General features: G+C 42.7%; 20 protein-coding genes. 7 read left to right on the top strand and 13 right to left on the bottom strand.

Going from position 1 to position 21,086, the window contains the following annotated elements; genetic code table 11:
* Nucleotides 1–384 precede the first annotated feature (384 nt).
* The 6 genes from AHMF7605_RS19110 to AHMF7605_RS19080 all read right to left on the bottom strand — a co-directional run bounded on the left by AHMF7605_RS19110 (nucleotide 385) and on the right by AHMF7605_RS19080 (nucleotide 6,371).
* Nucleotides 385–1,701: an MFS transporter gene (locus tag AHMF7605_RS19110; RefSeq protein ID WP_106931640.1), complete on the bottom strand. Its 1,317-nt coding sequence runs from the start codon at nucleotides 1,699–1,701 to the stop codon at nucleotides 385–387.
* A 36-nt stretch (nucleotides 1,702–1,737) separates the two neighbouring features.
* Nucleotides 1,738–2,370 (bottom strand): bifunctional 4-hydroxy-2-oxoglutarate aldolase/2-dehydro-3-deoxy-phosphogluconate aldolase, encoded by a 633-nt coding sequence (locus AHMF7605_RS19105; protein WP_233219187.1) that lies wholly within the window; start codon nucleotides 2,368–2,370, stop codon nucleotides 1,738–1,740.
* A gap of 250 nt (nucleotides 2,371–2,620) precedes the next feature.
* Nucleotides 2,621–3,631 carry a sugar kinase gene (locus AHMF7605_RS19100; RefSeq protein ID WP_199200265.1) on the bottom strand — a complete coding sequence of 337 codons (1,011 nt, stop codon included), beginning with the start codon at nucleotides 3,629–3,631 and terminating at the stop codon, nucleotides 2,621–2,623.
* Between the two features lie 254 nt (nucleotides 3,632–3,885).
* Nucleotides 3,886–4,647, bottom strand: coding sequence for an SDR family NAD(P)-dependent oxidoreductase (locus tag AHMF7605_RS19095; protein WP_106931638.1), 762 nt, complete (start codon nucleotides 4,645–4,647; stop codon nucleotides 3,886–3,888).
* Between the two features lie 309 nt (nucleotides 4,648–4,956).
* A complete protein-coding gene (locus AHMF7605_RS19085) occupies nucleotides 4,957–5,379 on the bottom strand; it encodes a hypothetical protein (protein WP_106931636.1) in 423 nt (140 codons plus the stop codon).
* A gap of 254 nt (nucleotides 5,380–5,633) precedes the next feature.
* On the bottom strand, nucleotides 5,634–6,371 hold the full coding sequence (locus AHMF7605_RS19080) for an SIMPL domain-containing protein (protein WP_106931635.1): 738 nt from the start codon (nucleotides 6,369–6,371) through the stop codon (nucleotides 5,634–5,636).
* Between the two features lie 254 nt (nucleotides 6,372–6,625).
* Here AHMF7605_RS19080 and AHMF7605_RS19075 point away from each other — a divergent pair, with 254 nt between their 5' ends.
* Both AHMF7605_RS19075 and AHMF7605_RS19070 read left to right on the top strand, forming a co-directional pair.
* Nucleotides 6,626–7,612, top strand: a complete 987-nt coding sequence (locus tag AHMF7605_RS19075; protein WP_106931634.1) for a hypothetical protein — start codon at nucleotides 6,626–6,628, stop codon at nucleotides 7,610–7,612.
* Between the two features lie 336 nt (nucleotides 7,613–7,948).
* Nucleotides 7,949–8,209: a hypothetical protein gene (locus AHMF7605_RS19070; protein WP_106931633.1), complete on the top strand. Its 261-nt coding sequence runs from the start codon at nucleotides 7,949–7,951 to the stop codon at nucleotides 8,207–8,209.
* Between the two features lie 172 nt (nucleotides 8,210–8,381).
* On the opposite strand, the gene AHMF7605_RS19065 is transcribed toward AHMF7605_RS19070, so the two are convergent.
* From AHMF7605_RS19065 to AHMF7605_RS19055, 3 genes are all read right to left on the bottom strand, one after another.
* On the bottom strand, nucleotides 8,382–8,636 hold the full coding sequence (locus AHMF7605_RS19065; RefSeq protein WP_106931632.1) for a hypothetical protein: 255 nt from the start codon (nucleotides 8,634–8,636) through the stop codon (nucleotides 8,382–8,384).
* Nucleotides 8,637–8,759: 123 nt separating this feature from the next.
* On the bottom strand, nucleotides 8,760–12,356 hold the full coding sequence (locus AHMF7605_RS19060; protein WP_106931631.1) for a BamA/TamA family outer membrane protein: 3,597 nt from the start codon (nucleotides 12,354–12,356) through the stop codon (nucleotides 8,760–8,762).
* A gap of 414 nt (nucleotides 12,357–12,770) precedes the next feature.
* Nucleotides 12,771–13,046, bottom strand: coding sequence for a hypothetical protein (locus tag AHMF7605_RS19055; protein ID WP_106931630.1), 276 nt, complete (start codon nucleotides 13,044–13,046; stop codon nucleotides 12,771–12,773).
* A gap of 211 nt (nucleotides 13,047–13,257) precedes the next feature.
* Between AHMF7605_RS19055 and AHMF7605_RS19050 the strand changes: the two genes are divergently transcribed.
* The gene (locus tag AHMF7605_RS19050) at nucleotides 13,258–14,457 is read left to right on the top strand and encodes a hypothetical protein (RefSeq protein WP_106931629.1); all 1,200 of its coding nucleotides are present in this window, start codon (nucleotides 13,258–13,260) and stop codon (nucleotides 14,455–14,457) included.
* A 193-nt stretch (nucleotides 14,458–14,650) separates the two neighbouring features.
* Here the strand turns inward: AHMF7605_RS19050 and AHMF7605_RS19045 are convergent, their stop codons facing one another.
* The 3 genes from AHMF7605_RS19045 to rpmH are packed head-to-tail and all read right to left on the bottom strand — an operon-like array spanning nucleotide 14,651 to nucleotide 16,970.
* Nucleotides 14,651–16,339 (bottom strand): S41 family peptidase, encoded by a 1,689-nt coding sequence (locus tag AHMF7605_RS19045; protein ID WP_106931628.1) that lies wholly within the window; start codon nucleotides 16,337–16,339, stop codon nucleotides 14,651–14,653.
* 28 nt (nucleotides 16,340–16,367) lie between these two features.
* Nucleotides 16,368–16,772 carry a ribonuclease P protein component gene (gene rnpA, locus AHMF7605_RS19040; protein ID WP_106931627.1) on the bottom strand — a complete coding sequence of 135 codons (405 nt, stop codon included), beginning with the start codon at nucleotides 16,770–16,772 and terminating at the stop codon, nucleotides 16,368–16,370.
* Between the two features lie 39 nt (nucleotides 16,773–16,811).
* Nucleotides 16,812–16,970 (bottom strand): 50S ribosomal protein L34, encoded by a 159-nt coding sequence (rpmH, locus tag AHMF7605_RS19035; protein WP_007659000.1) that lies wholly within the window; start codon nucleotides 16,968–16,970, stop codon nucleotides 16,812–16,814.
* A 239-nt stretch (nucleotides 16,971–17,209) separates the two neighbouring features.
* Between rpmH and AHMF7605_RS19030 the strand changes: the two genes are divergently transcribed.
* Nucleotides 17,210–18,928 (top strand): M61 family metallopeptidase, encoded by a 1,719-nt coding sequence (locus tag AHMF7605_RS19030; protein WP_106931626.1) that lies wholly within the window; start codon nucleotides 17,210–17,212, stop codon nucleotides 18,926–18,928.
* Nucleotides 18,929–19,389: 461 nt separating this feature from the next.
* On the opposite strand, the gene AHMF7605_RS19025 is transcribed toward AHMF7605_RS19030, so the two are convergent.
* A complete protein-coding gene (locus AHMF7605_RS19025; protein WP_146153622.1) occupies nucleotides 19,390–19,668 on the bottom strand; it encodes a hypothetical protein in 279 nt (92 codons plus the stop codon).
* 98 nt (nucleotides 19,669–19,766) lie between these two features.
* On the opposite strand from AHMF7605_RS19025, the gene AHMF7605_RS19020 reads away from it, so the two are divergent.
* From AHMF7605_RS19020 to AHMF7605_RS19010, 3 genes are all read left to right on the top strand, one after another.
* Entirely contained in the window at nucleotides 19,767–20,063 is a 297-nt protein-coding gene (locus AHMF7605_RS19020) for an antibiotic biosynthesis monooxygenase family protein (protein WP_106931624.1), read from the top strand.
* Nucleotides 20,060–20,401, top strand: coding sequence for a cupin domain-containing protein (locus AHMF7605_RS19015; RefSeq protein WP_106931623.1), 342 nt, complete (start codon nucleotides 20,060–20,062; stop codon nucleotides 20,399–20,401). The genes AHMF7605_RS19020 and AHMF7605_RS19015 overlap by 4 nt, the downstream gene beginning before the upstream one ends.
* Nucleotides 20,402–20,474: 73 nt before the next feature.
* Nucleotides 20,475–20,924 carry a DMT family transporter gene (locus AHMF7605_RS19010; RefSeq protein ID WP_106931622.1) on the top strand — a complete coding sequence of 150 codons (450 nt, stop codon included), beginning with the start codon at nucleotides 20,475–20,477 and terminating at the stop codon, nucleotides 20,922–20,924.
* The last annotated feature ends 162 nt before the right edge of the window (nucleotides 20,925–21,086 follow it).

Genomic DNA, 21,086 nt, shown 5'->3' with positions numbered 1-21,086 from the left:
TACTAACACTGCTAAATAGTTCCTGCTAACTAATTTTCGGGAACGTTATCACTGTTAAATAAGCATTAGGTTTTGATAAATAAATACTAGACTTATAGCTCTCGTTATTGTACTTTTTACATGTTTAATACCGATTAACAAAGCTACAACCGTTACAAATACAGGAACAAGTACAAATCTTTAAGAAAAAGTAAGTATTATTTTTAATGACAGATTTTTTCATGAACCAGCTAGAAGCGATTCTATTAACTTTTCACGGAAATAGACTTGGTAACAACCTAATTTTACCTTAACAGGTAGGCAAAACATTCAAGCTGACCAAAAGTGTTGTACCCCAGCCCCCCCTTATTCGGTGAATACTTAGAGCAAGGTTACAGAGAAAACTTATAAAACTACTTGTTTCATTTTGGGCGCTAATACGTGCATTATCCCCCAGGCCAGCAGGTAAGCGCTACCGCAGATAAAAAACATAATGTAATACCCGATTTCAATAGTACCCAATGCTTTGTAATGGTCAAATAAAAGTCCGGCTAATTTAGCAATTAACATACCGCCCAAGCCCCCGAACATGCCGCCAATACCGGTGATAGAGCCAATAGCTTTTTTGGGAAACATATCGGAAACGGTGGTAAAGATATTCGCACTCCAGGCCTGGTGCGCCGAAGCGGCAAAACCAATAATAAACACGGCTAGCCACATGTTAAAAGTACCTAGATATTGCGAAAACAACACCGGAAGGGCACAAAAAGCATAAATTAGCATAGAGGTTTTGCGTGCTTTAAATACCGGCATCCCATTTTTAATGAACTTTAAAGGCAACCAACCACCGCCTATACTGCCAAAAGTAGATAAGGTATAAACCAAAGCAACCGGCAGAGCCATGGCCGTACCTTCTACCCCATATTCCGCCTTTAAAAAAGCAGGTAACCAGAATAAATAAAACCACCAAACCGGATCCGTTAAAAACTTGCCTAAAGCAAATGCCCACGTTTGCCGGAAACCTAATAAACTTATCCAAGAAGCAGACTTCCCAGCGTTTTCCGTATCAATGGCTGTGTCGATATCGCTGTGAATAAAATCAAACTCTGTTTTAGAGAGCTTGGCGTGCTTGGCGGGCACTTCGTAGATAACAAACCATAGTATCAACCAAACAAATCCAATCAAACCGGTAAGGATAAATGCCCACTGCCAACCCCACTGCACCGCGATAAAAGGCACGGTTAAAGGGGCAATAATAGCTCCCACATTGGTTCCCGAATTAAAAATACCCGTTGCCAGGGCCCGCTCTCTTTTAGGAAACCATTCGGCCACCGTTTTTATAGCTGCCGGAAAATTACCCGCTTCCGTAATACCTAAAGCCGAACGGGCAATGACAAAACCAAACGTACTTTTTACCAGCGCATGCCCGATTGCCGCCACACTCCACAAAGTAATGGAAAGCGCATACCCTAATTTAGTACCTAGTTTGTCTATCAACCGCCCTACGCCAATCATACCCAGCGCATACGACAACTGAAAGGCAATGACAATGTTCGAGTAATCGGTTTCCGTCCACCTGAATTCCGCTTCTAGATTAGACTTAAGCAAACTAATAACCGCCCGGTCCAGGTAATTAATAGTGGTAGCAAAAAAAACGAGCGAACAAATGGTCCAGCGGTATTTGCCAACCCCGATAATAACAGGTTTAGTTACGGTTTGCATAGGCTAACGGGTAAGAAACGCTTATAAGGTATTCTTTTAGCCTTTTACTTGCTGCACCAAATCCAAGGCTTTTTTAATCTTACTTTCAATGGCGGCAAAATCCTGGTTTTGTAAGGCTTGCGGGGAAATAAGTTGCCCGCCAATTCCTACGCAGGTTACTCCGGCCTGGAACCAGGATTTCAAGCTTTCCGCTTCGGGCTTCACCCCGCCCGTCACCATTATGGTTGACCAGGGCATAGGAGCCAGCAAACTTTTTACAAAAGCCGGGCCTACTACATCCCCCGGGAAAACTTTTACCACTTCCGCGCCCAGTTCTTCGGCCAGCGAAATTTCGTTCATGGTGGCACAACCCGGAATCCAACCCACTTTCCGGCGGTTGCAGGCAATAGCTACATCGCTTTTTAAAACCGGCGAAACAATAAAATTAGCGCCCAACTGCATATACAAAGCCGCGGTACCCGCATCGAAAATGGTACCGGCTCCCATTATCATTTCGGGGCAATGTTCGGCGGTGTATTTGGTAAGTGCGCCAAAAATTTCGTGCGCAAAATCACCACGGTTGGTGAATTCAAACACGCGGATCCCGGCGCGGTAAGAGGCGGCTACTACTTGCTGGCACACTTCTAAATCAGGATGGTAAAATACCGGCACCAAGCCGGTTTCTGACATTTTAAGGTAAGTCTGTATACGGGTGAAACGAGCCATGCTATTTTAGTTATTCGTTGTTGGTTGCTGGTTGTTAGTAGGTGGTTTACAAAACCACAAGAGAAAGTTATTGATGGTTTAATTTGAAATAGTAGTGAAAGTAAAAATTAAATGCCTGGACCTTGATCTTCTTTTCAGTTATTAAACTTTTACTTAAATCTATCTAATTTGACTTTGTACCAATAACTAACAACCAACAACTAGCAACTAAAATCTATCTTTTCAAACGCCCGGAACTGTCGCCGCGCATAACGGGCTCTACTTCGGCTACGGTTACCAGGTTGGCATCGCCTTCAATGGTATGTTTTAAAGCCGAAGCTGCCACCGCGAAATCTAAGGCCTGCTGATCATCCTGGTAAGTAAGTAAGCCATAAATTAAACCAGCCATAAACGCATCGCCGCCACCAATCCGGTCCACAATGTGCGTCATATCGTGCGTAGGAGTATGCAGCAATTCCTGGCCGTTCCACATCATTCCGGACAAGGTATTGTGGGAGGCATTTACGGAACCCCGTTTGGTGTTTACAATTTTTTTGATGCGTGGGTATTGCCGCAGTATTTGCCGGCAAACCGAAACAAATGGCTCCGTTTCTTCTTTTAAAGGTTTTATTTGCAGAATATCTGAGGCATCGCCAATGCTCGAAACAATTATATCGCAGCCAGCTACCAGCTCGGGCATTACTTCGTGGGCTTTTTTGCCGTATTGCCATAAGTTTTTGCGGTAATTAATATCTGCTGAAACCGTAATTCTTAGTCTATTCGCAACCCGAACTGCTTCCAAACAACTCTGGGCCGCTCCGGCCGAAATAGCAGGCGTAATACCCGTCCAGTGAAACCAACGGGCATTTTTCAGGATTTCTTCCCAGTTAAGCATTCCGGGCTCTAACTGCGCAAAAGCGGAGCTGGCGCGGTCGTACACTACTTTACTGGCCCGGGCTACGGCGCCTGTTTCCAGAAAATACAATCCTAAGCGATCACCGCCGTAAATAATGTGATCGGTAACTACCTGGTGTTGCCGTAACAGCGCCGTAGCGGCTTGGCCTAAATCGTTAGCCGGAAAGCGGGTTACGTGAGCGGTAGGTATATTGAAGCAAGCCAGCGAAATAGCTACGTTGGCTTCGCCGCCGCCATAGGTAATATTTAAATTTGTTGCCTGCGAAAAACGAGCAAAACCCGGCGTGGAAAGCCGCATCATAATTTCACCAAAAGTAACTACGTGTTGCACTAGGTTAGTTTTTAAGATATTTTACCCGGAAATTTAAAGTAAAAACAACAGCTTTAATGCTATATTAAAAATATTTTTTGCGGTAACCTTACCGGCAACGGTGTCAATTGTTTTCTGAAACGCAGATTTGCGGAGATTAATAGGATTACACAGATTACTTTATCTAGATAGATATTATAAGGTAAACCATAAAATTGCCTTTTAAATCATTCCCATTTGCTCCATAATTCCAATGGTAAATGGTAAATTATTACCTAAAATCCAATGGAATTACCGCCATCCACGGGCAAATTAATGCCCGTTATAAATCGGGCAGCTTCTGAAGCCAGGTATACGGCCGCGTTACCAATGTCGGAGGGTTGTCCAAAGCCGCCCAGCGGGGTACGCCCCATTACTTTCTGTTTCCGCTCCGGGTCGGTTTCCAGAGCTTTTAAAAGCATGGGCGATTGAATAAAACCGGGCGCAATAGCGTTTACCCGGACTCCATGCGGCGATAGGTCGCTGGCGAGCACCCGGGTCATACCCAGCACCGCCGACTTAGAAGCCGAGTAAGCACTTACCAAAGGCAAACCGTACATAGCCGCCATAGAAGTAATCATAATAATAGAACCGGTTCGCCGTTCTACCATGCCTTTGGCTACCTCGCGGGTTAAGGCAAATAAACCTACCAAATTAGTTTGAATAATTGCCTGAAACTCGGCATCCGTTACTTCCAGGGTATGTTTTTTTAGATTGATGCCCGCATTATTTACCAAGATAGCAATGGGTCCGGATTGCTGTTGAACAGTTTGCACCAAATCCGGAATAGTAGCCGTATCTGCCACATCGCTCACCTGGCAACTGGCCATGGGGCCTAATTGCTGACAGGCATTTTGTAAAACTTCCTGGCGCCGGCCGGTAATTACTACTTTGGCGCCGGCCTGTATAAAGGCTTCGGCAATTCCTAAACCTAAACCCGTACCGCCGCCGGTTATCAAAGCCAGTTTACCCGATAAATCAAAGGGAGATGGTGTCATGCTAAATTGCTGTTAAGCTGCCAAAGATGTGGATTTTTGCTTAATACCAAAAATTAATTTGCCCTTCCAAAGCTTTCTGGTTCAGATAAATGTACCGCCCGGCAGAAAGAATATAAACACCGGAACCACGGTAACGTTACCGCAAACGTTATCAGTTACCTTCGTGGACAGTAAAGAAGAGATTAAAAATAAAATGTATAAACGTAAAAGATTGGCAAAAACAATTAAAGAATCTATCCGGATGTTTAAATTATAAGAACCACTACCCAATTTAATCTTTAAGCACAAGGGTTTAGAATAGAAATTAATTTACGCGTGTAAACTCGGACCGGGGTATAAGCCGTTTTTTACCCAATTGTAGGCTTGGTAGGTCTGATCAAAAAACTCAACTTCAAAAGGCAAAACAGAAATATTTAACCTGTTTAAGTAAACAGCAACTAATTCTTCGAAATCTTCGGGGGGTAAAATCACGGCTACTTTTTTTATAGGTAAGGCCAGTAATCCCGGAATCCAGGCATCAATTAGCCAGGAAAGGTCATCCGGCTGGATCTTGGTTATTTGTTGCACATTGGCAATACCGTATTTTATGTTTTTCTGGCGAGCCAGATTTATAGCTAATTCCAAGCTTTCGCGGTACTTTTCACTGCCCGGATAATAATGCCATTCCAGGTAAATAATATCGTACTCCTCGTCCCAATCGATAAGTAAAAAGCTTTCTGACAAACACCGCATATTCGATTGAATACTACCTTTTATTTATATTTTCTTTCATTTTAATTCTTCTTAAACATTTTATTCCGCTAGTTCTTATTAGTTTTCTCCACTGCTCTACCGGGTAGCTTTTGTTACTTAAATTAACTAAGATTAAAAAAAAATGTTTTCATAAAGCCGTTGATTTATAGATAATTAACTTTAAGCAAATTTTAAATAAAAACGCCCGGTCAGTAGCAACTGAACCGGGCGTTTTTATTTAAAAAGGCTTCTAACTACTCTATTAAAAAACTCACATCAACGGTGGCCGTAACCAGAATCTGTCCTACTGATATAGTAGGCCCTCCGGCATCGTAAGCGGCCGCTTCCATCATTTTATTGGCGGCCCGGCCGTAAGCAACAGGCCCCGGATAATTACCTCCTCCTTCATTTATGGCGTACACCCGGCCAACTTTCGCTCCCAGTTCGGCGGTTAAGGCATTAGCTTTCTGGCGGGCAGCTTGTACGGCTAATTTGCGGGCTTGTTCGCGGTATTTTGGCAGCTCCGATGTCCGGAAATCAATACCATCTACGCGATTAGCTCCCGCCTTATAAACGCCGGATAGCAATTCATCAAAGGAATCAATCTTTTTTACCAGCACATTAATGGTTTTATTGGCAGTATACACATCCGGCGTAGCCTGACCGAAATTTCCCGAATAAATGGGTTGCACGCTCATGTAGGTAGTTTGAACGTTTTTAGAATCTACGCCGCTTTTTTTAAGGTACGCCAAAATAGAAGCTACGTTTTTATCGTTTTGTCTTTTAGCTTCATCTAACGACTTATCCCGGGTTTCTACGGCAACTTGCAAGTAAATTTCGTTGGGCTGCACTTTTACTTCGGCGTAGCCCGATACGTTTACCAAAGGAGGCAATGCCGGCGTGGTAGGCAGCGCCTGTCCAAAACTTACCTGGCACAAAAAAAATAAAATAAAAAGCGAAAAAAGAGAAGGTTTCAAAAGAGAAGATTTCATGAGTTTTATAATGTGGGTTGAAAAATTATATAAATGTACAATTACAAGTACCGTGCCTGCGCCTGAATTTACAAGTTGGCAATAGAGTATAGATTCCGATTAACCCAAAATAGTTGCAGGTGGAAAAATAATAAATTGTTAAGCTTTTATTACTTGTTAAAATACGGTTCTTCTTCTCTAGAACAAACCCATTAACAAAGATCCTCTCGGCAAACAGGTATTTTGTATCTTTGCCGCCACATTTTAGTTGAATAATGACCAATCTAACTCTTTACAACCCCTTCGTTAAACTGGCTTTTACCGGAAATAATTGTTTTTTATGCGGCCAACCCGTTACTCCAACGGATACTATTCTGGTTTTCCCGGAGTGGTTAATGGCCCAATATAACTTTGCGCATCAGGAACTTCTGCTACTAGATAAAAAAATTATTACCTACGCTGATTTAACCTTGCCCGGCTGCTCTACTTGCCACCAACAATATCTGGCGCCTTTAGAGGAACAAGTAAAAGCTGCAGCTACTCAAGGATTAAACGGATGGCAGCAACTGAACGATCAGGTATTATTTAAATGGTTAGGCAAAATTTTTTACGGCTTGTTGGTTCGCGAGCTCATAGCCGAGCAAAATCCGCTTATGACGCCACAGTACCTGCTTACCGAAGATGTGTACATGCTCGACAAGGTACAATCGTTTTTTAAGGTGCTGCAATCTATCCGGGTGCCCATGGTGTTCTCCGACTTTATGCCCTGTTCTATTTTTAGAGTACCGCTTCAACCAGATGCGCCCGGCGATTTACCTTTTGAATTTCGCGACGATTTGCACAGCATGGTTATTAGTTTAAAACTGGGCGATACCTTATTAATTTGCTGCTTACTGGATAATGGCATTATTAAAGCAGCCCTCGGACAATTATGGCAGCGGTTAGAAGGACACGCCTTATCCGCCAAGCAGGCAGCAGAGTTTTCGGCGCAGGTATATTACGCGGCATATTTGTTAAATGTGATTCCGGAGTATTTTGTCCGGACGGTAAAACCCGGCGATTCGGCCTTGGTACTAGATACTTTAATCGACGATATTACCGCCTCGGTGTTTAATCCTTGGTCAAGTACGGCTTACGCGCACATGTTCGAAGAAATGCTGAAGCGCTGGGGTATTACTTCCGCCGAAATTTTGCGTAATCCCCCTCAGCCACTTAGTTTTCTCTTCGATGAAGCCGGCAATTTCCAGTTAGAGGTAAAATAACGCATCTCCGTTGATACATCCCTCCGCGTTTCTCGTATAAACAACCGGAATTTGAACATAGAAGTATAAAACCGGTACTAGAACTTAATTCTTTCTATTTAAAGAGTAATAATCTTTGCTATGACAATTTTTAATTGCAAAGCTAATTTGTTCTATATTTTGCAAAGTCTACAAAGATTAACAAGATTTTTTTTAAAAAAATAGGGGGAAAATTTTTGATTCTAAAAATTTGTTTTTATCTTTTGTTAACTTACAATGTAAGCACCGTCGCTAAAGGTATACTTTAATGGCCCAATTGCAACGGAACATTTAGGCATTTTTAATAGTTTTAGCTTTATGGTAAATTTAAACATTCCTCCCAAATACGTGGCTTTGTATGCCCACTGCATCGATGATTCCTTACCTAGCTTCGAGCCGGATGAGTGGATTGAGGCGGGCCGGATTTATGCGGTTAAATGTTTTACCGAACCTTTGAATGTAAGCGAAGGAGTAGCGGTTACTATCTTAAACCGCGATGGTCAGGAAATTCATCCTTCTTCTTCACACTGGAGCTTTGCCTCAAACCGGTTTGAATTATTTTCTATTTATCTGAACTAGTAATTAGTCGATAGTCCAGAGTAATACCATATTGCAGGGCAGTTTGTTTAAAGGTAAACAACTTATCATTTCACAGTCAACGAAACACTTGCTATTATAAACGAAAAAGGCTACCCTAAAGGCAGCCTTTTTCGTTTATAAAATTTGCTTTAATCCGCTTACTAATTTTTTATTAGTCGTTTTCTTCGAGTTCTGCTTCAACGCGTTTGGCTACGAAAATAACCCCCACGGCCAGAGCGGCTACCGCTAAAACTAGCTGGGTAGTGCTTAACTTCCGACTTGCTTTCATTAACAAATTACCGGCATCCTGCAGTAAATCGGGTAAACGCTCGTGGTTACCTTGCTGAAAAACGTGCATTACATTTTCAAAAGTTTTTGATAAGTCTTCCGGCTGTATTTTCAAGTGCTCTAATTGTTGGTCTTTCATGAGTTTTATGCGTTAATGTTTGTAATTTTTATTATTGTTTTTAATTTTTTACTTCGGCCGGTCGGCCATTAGCAAACTTTATACGCAAACCTCTTTAATTGGTGTCCATTCGGGCACTACTTTCTAAAATAAAAATCCGGCACCGATTAAAGGAAGTCGATTTTCGTCCGAAATCATGTACCCCGCCGTAATGACAATTAAGTTTACCGGGGCAAACCAAAAGCCACCGCCGTAACCCCGGTGCCATTTATTTGATTTTTCGTGACTGTTCCAAACCCGGCCGCTATCGTGGAAAGCCATCATGCCTGCCTCGCCCGGGAATAAGTAGGTCTGAAAGCTAAACAACCGGATACGAGCTTCCAGGTTATTGTAAAAACTAGTACGGCCGGAATAACGCGACCGCCGGAAGCCCCGCACATTGTACAATCCATCTAAGGTATTGGCCTGAAAGAATTCAAAATCGCCGAGCGTAGTGCCACCCCCCACGCGACCCGCCAGAATAACTTTAAACGGTAAATAAACCGCCTGAAAAAAAGCAGCTTGAGCATTAATACGCGAATAATTAACCGAAGTGCTATTCGTGCCTAAATAATTTACCATATCCGTCTGCAAATAAGCTCCCCGGTTAGGCAAAGTTTTATTATCACGGCTATCCAACACGTACGAAAGCAACACACCCGCGTAACTTTTGCTCGCAAACGGATCATTGGGACTTAAAATATTGGGATCAAATTCTTCCAGTCGGCGGCCGGTCTTATGTTGTACTTGCACAAACTCGTAAGCTGGTCCAAATAAAAATTGCTGGTATTTGCCCCATCGGCGACCTAATAAAACATTGAAATGGTAACGCTCCGACCGGTAACGGTAATAATCAATATCAAATTCCCGGTTGTAAATGGATTCGTTCGACAATCCGAAGAAGTTATCGCTAAAGTTCCGGGTTTTCACATCCAGGTTTAATGCTACATCAAAAACGCCTAAAGCTTTGGTAAAATAACCGGCATAATTAAACAAGAACGAATGGGTAGCCAAAGCGTAGTTTGCCACAAAACGGTGCGAAGCGGCAAAGGGCTCTTTTCTAAAACCTTGCTGCATGGCTGAAAAACCGCCGCCCAGGTAAAAACCATCATCTTTATTATATTCAATAGAAGCTAGCGGGCCGAGGTAATTATATTTAAAAGATTTGCGGTCGTACGCATTGATTTCTTCGTCGCGGTCAGAAGTTTCGTTTTTAGTTTCGGCGGCTATTGGCAAATGGTTGCCGGTGGCAGTATCATAAATAATAGTTTTTCTCGGCCCTCTTTTTACGCGGGAACTGTCGGTTAGGCTGTCATCACCTTCACCACCAATTATCCGCACCAGAATTCCTCTTTTTACCAAACCCGTTAAAATAAACTGGTCGTTATCACCGAGCCCGTACAAACGTAATTCGCGCGTTTCCGAGGTTTTAAAAATTCGTTCGTAAATTACCTGCTCTTTTTGCCGGCTCTTGCTTACTTTAAATACTTTTACCAAAGTATGTTCATCGTCCTGGCGGGTAACTTCAAAAAGTTCGGCTTTATCTGACCCAACTACGTCTACCGTCCGGGCTAAAAATTTATAATAATCCGTGGCATCTTTCACCAATCTCGCCCGCCGGGCTTTCAGGATATTTATGGCTGTTTCCCCCCGGATGTTATAAATAGGAGCGGGTAATTGCTTAAGCGCGGCGGTAATTGTTTGGTCGGTGAGGCGCTGCTGTAAATCGGCCGCTACGGTTTGCCATTCTCCCAGCGAAAGGGCAGTTAAAAAAGTACGATCGAAATAACGGGCGTTAAAATTAAAGGTAGTTATATCACGAATAGCTTCGTCGAAACCTTGAATTTTAGGTAAAATCCACTTGCGACTGGCGATCTTCGGAATAATCCCTTGGTTCACGAAAAAGGTCATGTCGCGATCGCGGGGAATGGGTTGGTAATACTTTCCTTTCCCGTTTTCGTTTTCAAAACTGGCCCAGCGCCACTGATCTTCGTGCCGGTCCCAGTCGCCAATAAAAAAATCGAATAAACGGGCCCGTAAAACGGCTTTCTGATCTACCTGGTCGTCGTTGTCTTCCTGGATTTTTTCGAGCACTTTTTCGGTGCTGTACACTTTTTTGGAGCGGCCAAATTGCGGTGACTCAGATTCGTCATCGTCCGGGCGTTCTTCAAACAAAGCAATGGTATTGGCTAAGCCCGTGCGAAAATTACCCAATCGCGGATCATCCGGAATAAATACATAGCTAGGATTAGTGTGGTAAACACCAGCTACCTGAGCCAAGGTAGGAACTACCAAAGGTGCGTAGGGGTGCGAGGCCGAAATCTGGTCTTTTACAATATCCGCCGCCATAGTTCGCCGCAAGGCGCGTGGGATAGCTTCGATGGGGTATTTTTCGACGGAGCGTACTACGTATTCTTTACCTTTGGCATCTACCAGCCGCAGCGAACGGGTTTGGAAACCGCCGCCGCGTTGTACTACTTTTAAACCACCTTTTTCTTTGCTTACGTCAAAAACCGGGAGCGTTACGGGAGTTGCCCATTCGGGTCGGTAATTCTCACCGAGCAGCCATCTTTTAAATTTGCCAACCTGGTATAAGTTACTGGCATTAGTGGTTACCACACTATCTTTATAATTATGCGCCGGAACAGGTTTAATATGGGCGTTTAACTGGGCCAGAGTAGCTTTTTTCATGAGTAAGCGCCGGTACGCCATTTTTCCGGTCACATTAGTAGCAGAATTAACAGTCCAGAACTCAAGCCAAGCCTCTCCATTTTCGTAGAAGAGAATTTTGGCAAAACCATGTCCCGGCTGGGTAAATATCGGCGGTACTTTTTGCTTTATTTTCCGGGTAAGCGAACCACGTCCCGTCCGGATGTAATTAATGCTATCTTGCCAGGAATACTCTAAGGCAGGGCTGCTATCTTCGGTGTAAATTAAACCAGCGTGCTGCCGGAAAATTTCGGCGTAACCTTTCTGAAAGCTTCGATAGATAAAAGGCTTAATGTCTTGGGCAATATGGGCCGCTATCACTACCTGTTTTTGCGGATTACTTTTTAGAATATCATCTACTTCGGCCAAGGCCGCCGCCGGGCTGTTTACCGAACAACCTAAATCTTCGTCAATTTTAGGACTACGGGGCAAAAACCACTTGGTATCCAACAAAACCAGTAAGATATTGTCGTTAATTTCAATTGATTCTGGTCCGGGACATCCGCTTGCCGGCATAAAAATATCTTCATTCTGCAGGTACTCCCGAATAAATTGTTCCTGACTACGGGCGTGCCGGTTCGCATTATTTTTATCCTTTTTTAATTCGTGATCGCCGGGAACGATATGAACCTGGCCGGTATATCCTTTTAAAATGTTAAGCTGCGCTTTTAAAGCTTGCTCCACTGAAGCCCGTTGCGGATCATTACTTAGTGGTAAAAGCCGGGGATAAAAGGTATTCCCGATAAATACCAGGTTACTGGCTTTACCCGCCGTTTGCAGCTGGGTTTTAAGCAAACGGAGTTTAGGTCCCGCACCCGTATCTGCCGGAGCACCTGTATTCCCTACCAAAAAAATAGTATGCACCACCTTCGGGTTATCTTGCTCTTTGCCGCTCACAGTTCCCGGACTTTGGGCGAACCCGGTTAATGACAGCAAAAAAACCAGACAAGTGGTAAGTATTACTAAATACAACTTAGAAACAATGGAGATCATAGCGCCGCTAATTTCCGCATAGATTTTAATTTATTCAGTTGCGTAAGCGAAATAAACTAAAATGATCCTGAATTTTATAAGAAACATTCCGAGGAGATACGCCTGAAAATATTTTATTTGGGTTGGCTATGCTGGATGGAATATCATTTTAGAAACTGTTAAAAAGATTATTCATCCAGCATAATTAGTAGGTTCATACTACTATATGCAAATCTATTTTTACCAATAAGTAAAGAGACACAGGTATCAAGATATAAGATACTAGGCTTTTTAGGAACTACTAAATTAATTCCTAAATCCTTACTACAACAATCTCGACCTAAGGCAGGTCTAATTAATTTTATCCCGTTACTTAAATTTAAATAAAATACTCTAAAAGCAAAAAGCGCCGTACAAGTACCGCGCTTTTCCTAATTAAGCTACCTTGGAACCACCGGCGCCTTGTACCGCTTCCGATATCATTCCAATAATTTTATCCGGACTGAACATCATGCTAGCCGGAAAACTCACATTTACGTTATTAATATTTAAGGTTTGCGTAGCCGGATCAAAGGCATACTGCGCAGAAACTCCTTGTTTCGAAACTTTACCGGAATTACCTTCCAGGTCGATGCCAAAACCAGATAATTTTTGTTTTAAATTGCTGTAAACCGATTCGTCGATACCGGTGTATTGCGCGCTATTGGCCATAGTTATTTAAATTTTAAAGTTTTACGATATAATAGTAAGTATTTATACTTTTTAATTTTACTTCGTCCGAAGATATGCCACCTTTATTTTCCTAACAAAGTTATTTTCATACCCATTAACTTCCGGATATTTTATACCTGTTTGTGATTTCTACTTTAATAAAGAACTTTTCCGTTGTTTTCGTTAAAAAATCGTCCGGTAACCAGAAAGCATGATTAAGCAGATACGGTTAGTTTGTATAGTACTGACATTAGGCTTGGTATGTTACTGGCTTTTTTTCCGGCAATATTCCCCACCTACCCGGCCGCGGGCGGTAATAGTGAACCGCAACCCCGATGGTTTGCCCGATAGTGTAGTAGTAAGTGCCGGCCCGCATTACGCCCGCTCGGCATTCGGCACTTTTTTCTTGGGCCAGCACAACCGGACCATCTGGGCAGTACCCGTTAAAGCAAAAGTTTTGTATTTAAACAGAACGTTCGGCGGCTTAAAAATAGTAGAAGTTGGCGGCGGCATGCAAACTTTAAGTTTTACCCTCCGCGACTCCATTGGCCGTACTTACGCCTTGCGATCCGTAGATAAAGATCCCATATCGATTCTGTCCCCGTTCTGGCGAAAAACCAGTGCCGGCCATTTTGTGCGCGACCAAATTTCGGGGGCAAACCCGTACGGAGCCTTAGTAGTGCCGGTATTGGCGCAGGCGGCCGGTATCTTGCACGCCCATCCGCAATTGCGTTACGTTCGTCCGAAGGATCCTTTATTTGGCCAATCTGCTACCCGGGCAGGCGGCAAATTATTTTTGCTGGAGGAAAAGTATCAAAATAATCCCGAGCTATACCCCGAATTAAAAAATGCTACGGCTATCCTTCCCACGCCTATTTTGTTACAAAAGTTAGACAAAAAAACTTTACAGATCGATGCAGAAATGTATTTAAAATGCCGCTTATTCGATTTTTTAATCGGCGATTGGGACCGGCATACGGGGCAGTGGATGTGGGCCGCTTACCCGCGGGGACCAGAAACCTGGTACGTACCCATTCCGAAAGATCGCGATCAGGCTTTCTGTAATTACCGCGACGGATTATTACCTTGGTTAGCTACCCGTAAATGGGCCTTACCTAAGTTCGGACAATTCACGGCAAAACTGGACGATGTTTCCCGTTTAACCATAAACTCCGCCCACTTAGATACCCTGATATTAGCCAGTATGCCCGCCGAAAAATTTATTCAAACGGCTACCGAATTAAAACAAACCTTAACCGATACGGTAATCGATCAATCGGTGCGGCAACTTCCTCTAAGCGTACAAAAAATAAGCGGGGCAGAAATAAGGCAAAATCTAAAATCTCGTCGGGAGCAATTACCTGATGCAGCGCAGCAGTTTTATCAATTAATAAGGCAGTCTAAATTTTAAATTTACGAATGGCTTAGTTGTAAAGATTGAATAGAAACGTTGTTGAAAGATTATGCTTTGGTTTTACTGCCACTGTTTTCTTTCAATTTACCTTTCTATTTACATTATCAGAATTATAGTAAAAAAGAAAAGCAGGCTATTTACAAATAACCTGCTTTTCTTTTTTAAAACTACTGCTATTACACTAAGCCTCTTACTTACCTTTCCGGACAGTGGTATTGCTACCGGCTGAAGGACGCAAATAAGCGTTGTATTTGGGTGTATCGCTCAACAAGTTAATAGCGGCTATAATATCCTGATCATCATCGAAGGTTGATTCAATCATACCTCTCTGAAAATAATACCGCGAAGCAATTTCCTGCTCCAGCAATTCACTAATTTCCGGTTTAAAACGGGTTAGGTCATTGGCTTTGTTCGTGGAAATCTTCTTTTTAATTACCTCAATTTCCGCTTTAATATCGTCGAAATGTTTATCGTCTTTTGATTTCTTTATCAAGTCCTCCATGGCTCTCTCCACACTAGTAGAATACGAAATATCTTTATTACCCAGGAAAGAAACGAATTTTTGATAATCAGCATCGGTCAAATGAAAATCTTTTGCGTTCGCCAGGGTGGGATGTTCCACCCGGTATTTAGTAGCAAAATCGAAAAAGTAACCTTTGTTTGCCAAAGTTTTAGCAATCTGAGAATATTCTTTTTCGGTTACTTCAACGTCGGGGCTTACACCTCCCCCATCGTATACTACCCGGCCACTGGTAGTTTTAAAAGCCACGCGCAACGAATCCGGAATTTTTCCTAAACTACCATCGTCATTGCGGTGCGAATAATCAATGGCCTGAATGCAACGGCCACTCGGGATGTAATACTTGGCGGTAGTTACTTTTAACTGCGAATTGTACGTTAACGGCCGGGTAGATTGAACCAAGCCTTTGCCGAAGGTACGCTCTCCTACCAATACCGCCCGATCGTAATCTTGCAAAACGCCGGAAACAATTTCCGAAGCCGAAGCGCTCCGCGAATTAGTTATAACCGCTAATGGAATTTGGGTATCTAAAGGCTCATCTAAAGCCTTATACATTTTGTTAAATTCTACTACTTTGCCCTTGGTACTTACAATATCGCGGCCACGTTCGACAAATAAGTTAGAAATATTAATCGCCTCGTTTAATAAACCCCCCGGATTATCGCGCAAGTCGATAATAAGTTTTTTCGCTCCTTGTTCTTTTAATTTAACTACCGCATTCCGCACTTCGCGGCTGGCCTCCATAGTAAATCCCGATAACTGTAAATAACCAATATCGTTACTTACCATCCCAAAGTAAGGCACGTTATCAATCTGGATTTTAGCGCGGGTAATTTTTAGGGTAAGAGGTTTATCGCTTCCGAAACGCTTTACTTCCAGTTCTACTACCGAATTAGCCTGCCCTTTTAAAAGCTTGTTGACGTCCGAGGAGTTTTTCTTTTCAATATTAACGCCGTCTATTTTTATAATCTCGTCGCCCGCTAATAAACCAGCTTTTTGAGCCGGATATCCTTCGTACGGCAGTTGCACAATTGTTTTACCATCGCGTTTGCCTACGTTCGCGCCAATACCACCGTACTGGCCCGTAGTCATGGTGCGAAAATCTTCAATGTCATCTTCGGGAATGTAATTCGTATAAGGGTCCAGCGATTTTAGCATGGCGTCGATGCCCGTCTTAACCATTTTGGTCGGCGTTACCTCGTCTACGTAATACGTATTTACCTCTTTAAAGAGAGTAGCAAAAATATCTAAGTTTTTGGCGATTTCGAAGTATCGCCCATTATCATCATTAGATTTAAAAGAAGCCAGGAAACCAACTGCTGCACATACCAGCAGGCCGGCGGTAATTTTTTTAACCATAACTTTCCAGATTTGTAAACGGATGCGCCTATTCGTTTAAGAAACGTTCCAAACCTGAAATTAGTTTTTTTTGGATAACTTTAAAAGGCTTTTTTTCTTTGGCAATATACAGGATGCCAAGCAATTGAAGGGGACTGGAACCAGTGGATAGTAAAATACCTTTGTGCAGGCGATACGCTTCCCGGATTTGCCGCTTAAGCCGGTTTCGATCCACCGCTTTCTTAAAGTTTCTTTTAGAAACAGAGATAAGTACCTGCGGAGTAGTAGCCATTGGCGAAGTTGGCTTCAGATAAACAAACCGCAAAGGGTATAAATTAAAAGAAGAACCCTCCCGAAAAAGCTGCTCGATCAGCTTTGTACTACGTAAGCGTTCTTCTTTCGTAAAATTATGGATGTTCTTATTTTCAGCGGGATTTTCAGACGCTGCATTCATGCGCGTATACCCTCCCAAGCCAATAGCGGTGCGCTAAAATTAAGCTTTGTGTCTTCTTTCGTCTGAAACAGTCAGTTTTTTACGACCTTTTGCTCTTCTGCTAGCAAGCACTCTTCTACCGTTTGCCGTTTCCATTCTGGAGCGGAAACCATGCTTGTTTCTTCTTTTTCTTTGAGAAGGTTGGAATGTTCTTTTCATCTTAAACCAAAGCTTATTATATGGGCTGCAAAATTAGGAAGCTTTTTTTAAATATCAAACAAAGCAGCTATTTATTTACTGGTTTACAGGTTAGAAGTTATACGTTGCAGGTTATAGGCTGAAAAGTTACAGGTGAAAGGTTAGAAGGGTGAAGCTGTTATCAACTGCTTCTGGATAATCTAGTTATTTAGTTTTTTATTTAGAATTTCCGTATTTCGAATGCTGTCAATAGCTTTCCTATGATTCACTACTATATTTCTTTTTCTAATCCGCTTACTTTTTTCCTGCAAATCCGGATGGTCATTCCGGTTCAGGATGCTGCCGAAATAGATTTGCAATTGCCCGCCTGGCGCCCGGGCCGTTACGAACTGCAAAATTTTGCCCAGAAAATTCAGCAATTCAGAGTAACCGATACGCAGCAGCAACCGGTAAAATACAGCAAAATCACCAAAGATCGCTGGCGCCTTCAGCTGGTTAATGCATCTGAAATTGTAGTACAGTATAATTTTTACGCGCACCAACTCGACGCGGGCGGTTCCTGGCTCGACGAAACCCAGCTTTACGTAAACCCAATAAATTGTTTAATGAGCGTAATAGGCCAGGAGGCAGAACCGTGCCAGCTACATATAGAGATACCCGAAAACTGGCAAGTAGCCTGCGGCCTAAAACAAATAAATAAAACTACTTTAGAAGCTATCACTTACGACGAGCTTGTAGATTGCCCCTTAATTGCCAGCGCTAATCTACAGCACCAGGTATATACGGCTCAAAACATCCCGTTCCATGTTTGGTTTCAGGGCGAATGCCAGCCGGATTGGAACCGAATACTTCTCGATTTTCAGCGGTTTACGGAAGAACAACTAAATATATTTAGCGAATTTCCGGTAAAGGAATACCATTTTTTATATGAGATTTTACCTTATCGATTTTACCACGGCGTAGAGCACAGCAATTCTACTACCATTGCTTTAGGGCCTGGCGAGCTGCTGATGAGCCAGGAATTGTACAAAGAACTATTGGGCGTCAGTTGCCACGAGTTGTTTCATACCTGGAACATTAAACAAATCCGGCCGGCCGAAATGCTGCCTTACGATTATACCCGCGAAAATTATTTCCGGACGGGTTACATAGCCGAAGGAGTAACAACTTATTACGGCGATTATTTACTGGCTCGTTGCGGTATTTTCTCGGCGGAGCAATATTTTGCCGAACTAAACGAAGTACTGCGCAAGCATTTCGATGATTTTGGGCAATACCACTTATCAGTGGCCGATTCATCGTTTGAACTGTGGCTGGACGGATACAAACCCGGCATCCCCGACCGGAAAGTATCTATTTACCATAAAGGTTGTATTGCTGCTCTTATTCTGGATTTAGAAATCCGGCAATTAACCAACAATCAAAAATCCCTGGATGACGTGATGCGGCGTTTGTGGCAAGAGTTTGGCAAACCTAAAATAGGTTATACCGAGCAAGACTACCAACGCCTGACCGAAGAAGTGGCTGGGCAATCGCTTCAAAGTTATTTTGATCAGATTATTTACAGCACCGTACCCGTACACGAGCCTTTAAATGAAGCATTAAATTACATAGGTTGCTTTTTGCTAAAAGAACCCAATGTTGGCGTTTCTGAAAGTCGCTTTGGCTTTAAAACTACTTTAAACAACACCAGTTTACTGGTAGGTTACATTGAGCCAAATAGCCCAGCCGCACAGGTTCTTTCTACGGATGATGAGTTGGTTGCGGTAAACGGCCGCCGGATAGAAGGTAATCTAGCTGTGCTGCTGCAGAATGAACCTACTTACGAAGTAACCCTTTTCCGAAATAAATTTTTACGTACTGTTACGCTTACCGCCGATGACGAACAGCATTTAGCTAAATACAGTATTCAGAAACTACCGAATGCTACGTCAGAGCAGCAACAAAATTTTAAATTATGGTTGAAACAAGAGTTTTAATTTTCGATGCTAGGTATTAAAATCTAGATTTTAGACTGAATGAGATATATTAATTTGTAGTTTAAGATAGAATTAACTGTTGTCTTTGGAGCCTTTTCAAGTCTCCAGGCATTGGTGCTATCTAGTTTGAAGAGTAACCTGCTGACCTCGTTTGGCTCTTCCGGGCTGATGTAAGCTTCCTTTCCTCCTTTCGTTGGAATTCTGCTGCGCAGAACCAGAACCTTAGCAGGCCCTCCACCGCCAAACGGGTATCAGTTGCTAGTAGGTAGTGGTTCTACCATGTGGCGGAATTAGATCCGGGAAATACGAAGAACTAGAAAACACTTTTTACTTATTTTGGTATTAGATAGTAGTCATCTGAATGACTGATCATAAAATTAAAAACGGAGCCAGTTTACCAGCTCCGTTTTTAATTTGTGATGTAAGTATCTAAAATCTAGTGTCTAGCGTCTAACAACCAGTTATCTGCCTTGGTTGTCGCTTGGGTTGCTGCGGGGGCGGTTTAACCGATTATGATGGTCGTCGTTATCGCCCTGCACGTGATCCCGATTTTTGTTTCCTTCCCGCGAAACTTGGTTCCGATCAGCGTTCATAACTTGAGTATCGCCATTAGATAGAGCGCTCTTCTTGGTCATATCTTCGTTATCATCAATGATTTCGCCGCTCTTATTCAGTATTTGCTTATTAGGATCGTCAAAAACGTTATCTGGTATATTCGTTAATTTCTGTTTACCTTTCATGCTATCCTCCTTGTTTTTAATCTGAGTAATTATTTGGAATATGGATATACGGAAGCCCCGCATAAAAGTATATTTATGCCGCATTAAAATCTGATTTTATGATTCTGGAAGTTGCCTTACTGGATATTATACCAAACCAAACCGTCGCATTTGAAAAAGCTTTTATGCAAGCTCAAAAAATAATTAGCCAAATGGCCGGATATATTTCTCACGAATTGCAACGTTGCCTGGAAAAAGAAAACCGTTACGTTTTACTCGTGCAATGGCAAACCCTGGAAGATCACACCGTTGGCTTTCGGCAGTCTGAGGAATACCAGGAGTGGAAAAAATTACTGCATCCTTTTTACGACCCCTTCCCAACGGTAGAACATTTTCAAAAAGTAAATGTAGCATGATTAAAAATCTGGCAAACGCCGAGCATTATATCTGGGGCGATAACTGCGAAGGCTGGCACTTGGTAAAAACTACGGAACTAAGTATTATTCAGGAACGGATGCCGGCCGGTACCGCGGAGAAGTTGCATTTTCACCGGGTGGCGCAACAATTTTTTTACATTATCTCGGGCACAGCAACTTTTATCGTAAATGGTGAAACGTATATCGTGCCGGAGCAAAACGGCCTGCACATTTTGCCAGGTCAGCACCACCAAATTTTAAACCGCACCCATACCGATTTACTTTTTACAGTTACATCGCAGCCCACCAGTCGCGGTGACCGCTTTGAAACAGAATAAATTTATACCTGTAATTTAGCCGCTTAGCTTACAAAAAGCTAGTAGTTTTGCTGCTCTTACTTTAGCTCAAAACATGCCGAAAGAAATTTACTACGTCATTGCTTTTATTGCCGGTTCAGGAATAGCGGTGCAGTCGGGTGCCAACGCCCAACTACGGCTGCTGGTGAATAATCCTCTTATTACCGCTCTACTATCTTTTTTAGTAGGCACAGTTACCTTAATTATTTTAGTAATGGCTACTGCTTCCAAAGAGCTCCCTTCCGGACAGGTACTGGCGCATATTACGTGGTGGAAATGGTTAGGTGGGCTCATGGGGGCTTTTTATATTGTGTCGGTAGTTATTACGGCGCCAAAGATTGGAGCGGCTAATACCTTAGGCTTTGTTATGGCGGGGCAGTTATTATTCGCCGTTTTGTTTGACCATTTCGGTTGGTTGGGTTTTCAGGTGCACCCGGTTAGCCCTTTGCGGGTTTTAGGAGTAACCTTGTTGTTGCTGGGCATTTATCTTATTCAAAAATATTAATTTAGATTCTAGACACTGGATGTTAGACACCAGACATTGAAAATTAATGGTTAAATAAATGTATCGTCCTGAAATCAATGGGCAGCGCGAGCACAGTTGTCAGGCTTATTCAACTGTGCTCGCGCTGCCCATTAATTCTACAAAATACCGAAAAAGGCAGAT

Origin of the sequence: Adhaeribacter arboris, assembly GCF_003023845.1 — a bacterium.
Taxonomy (GTDB): domain Bacteria; phylum Bacteroidota; class Bacteroidia; order Cytophagales; family Hymenobacteraceae; genus Adhaeribacter; species Adhaeribacter arboris.
The sequence above is the reverse complement of the archived record's forward strand: the minus strand, read 5'-3'. Positions and strand labels throughout refer to the sequence as shown.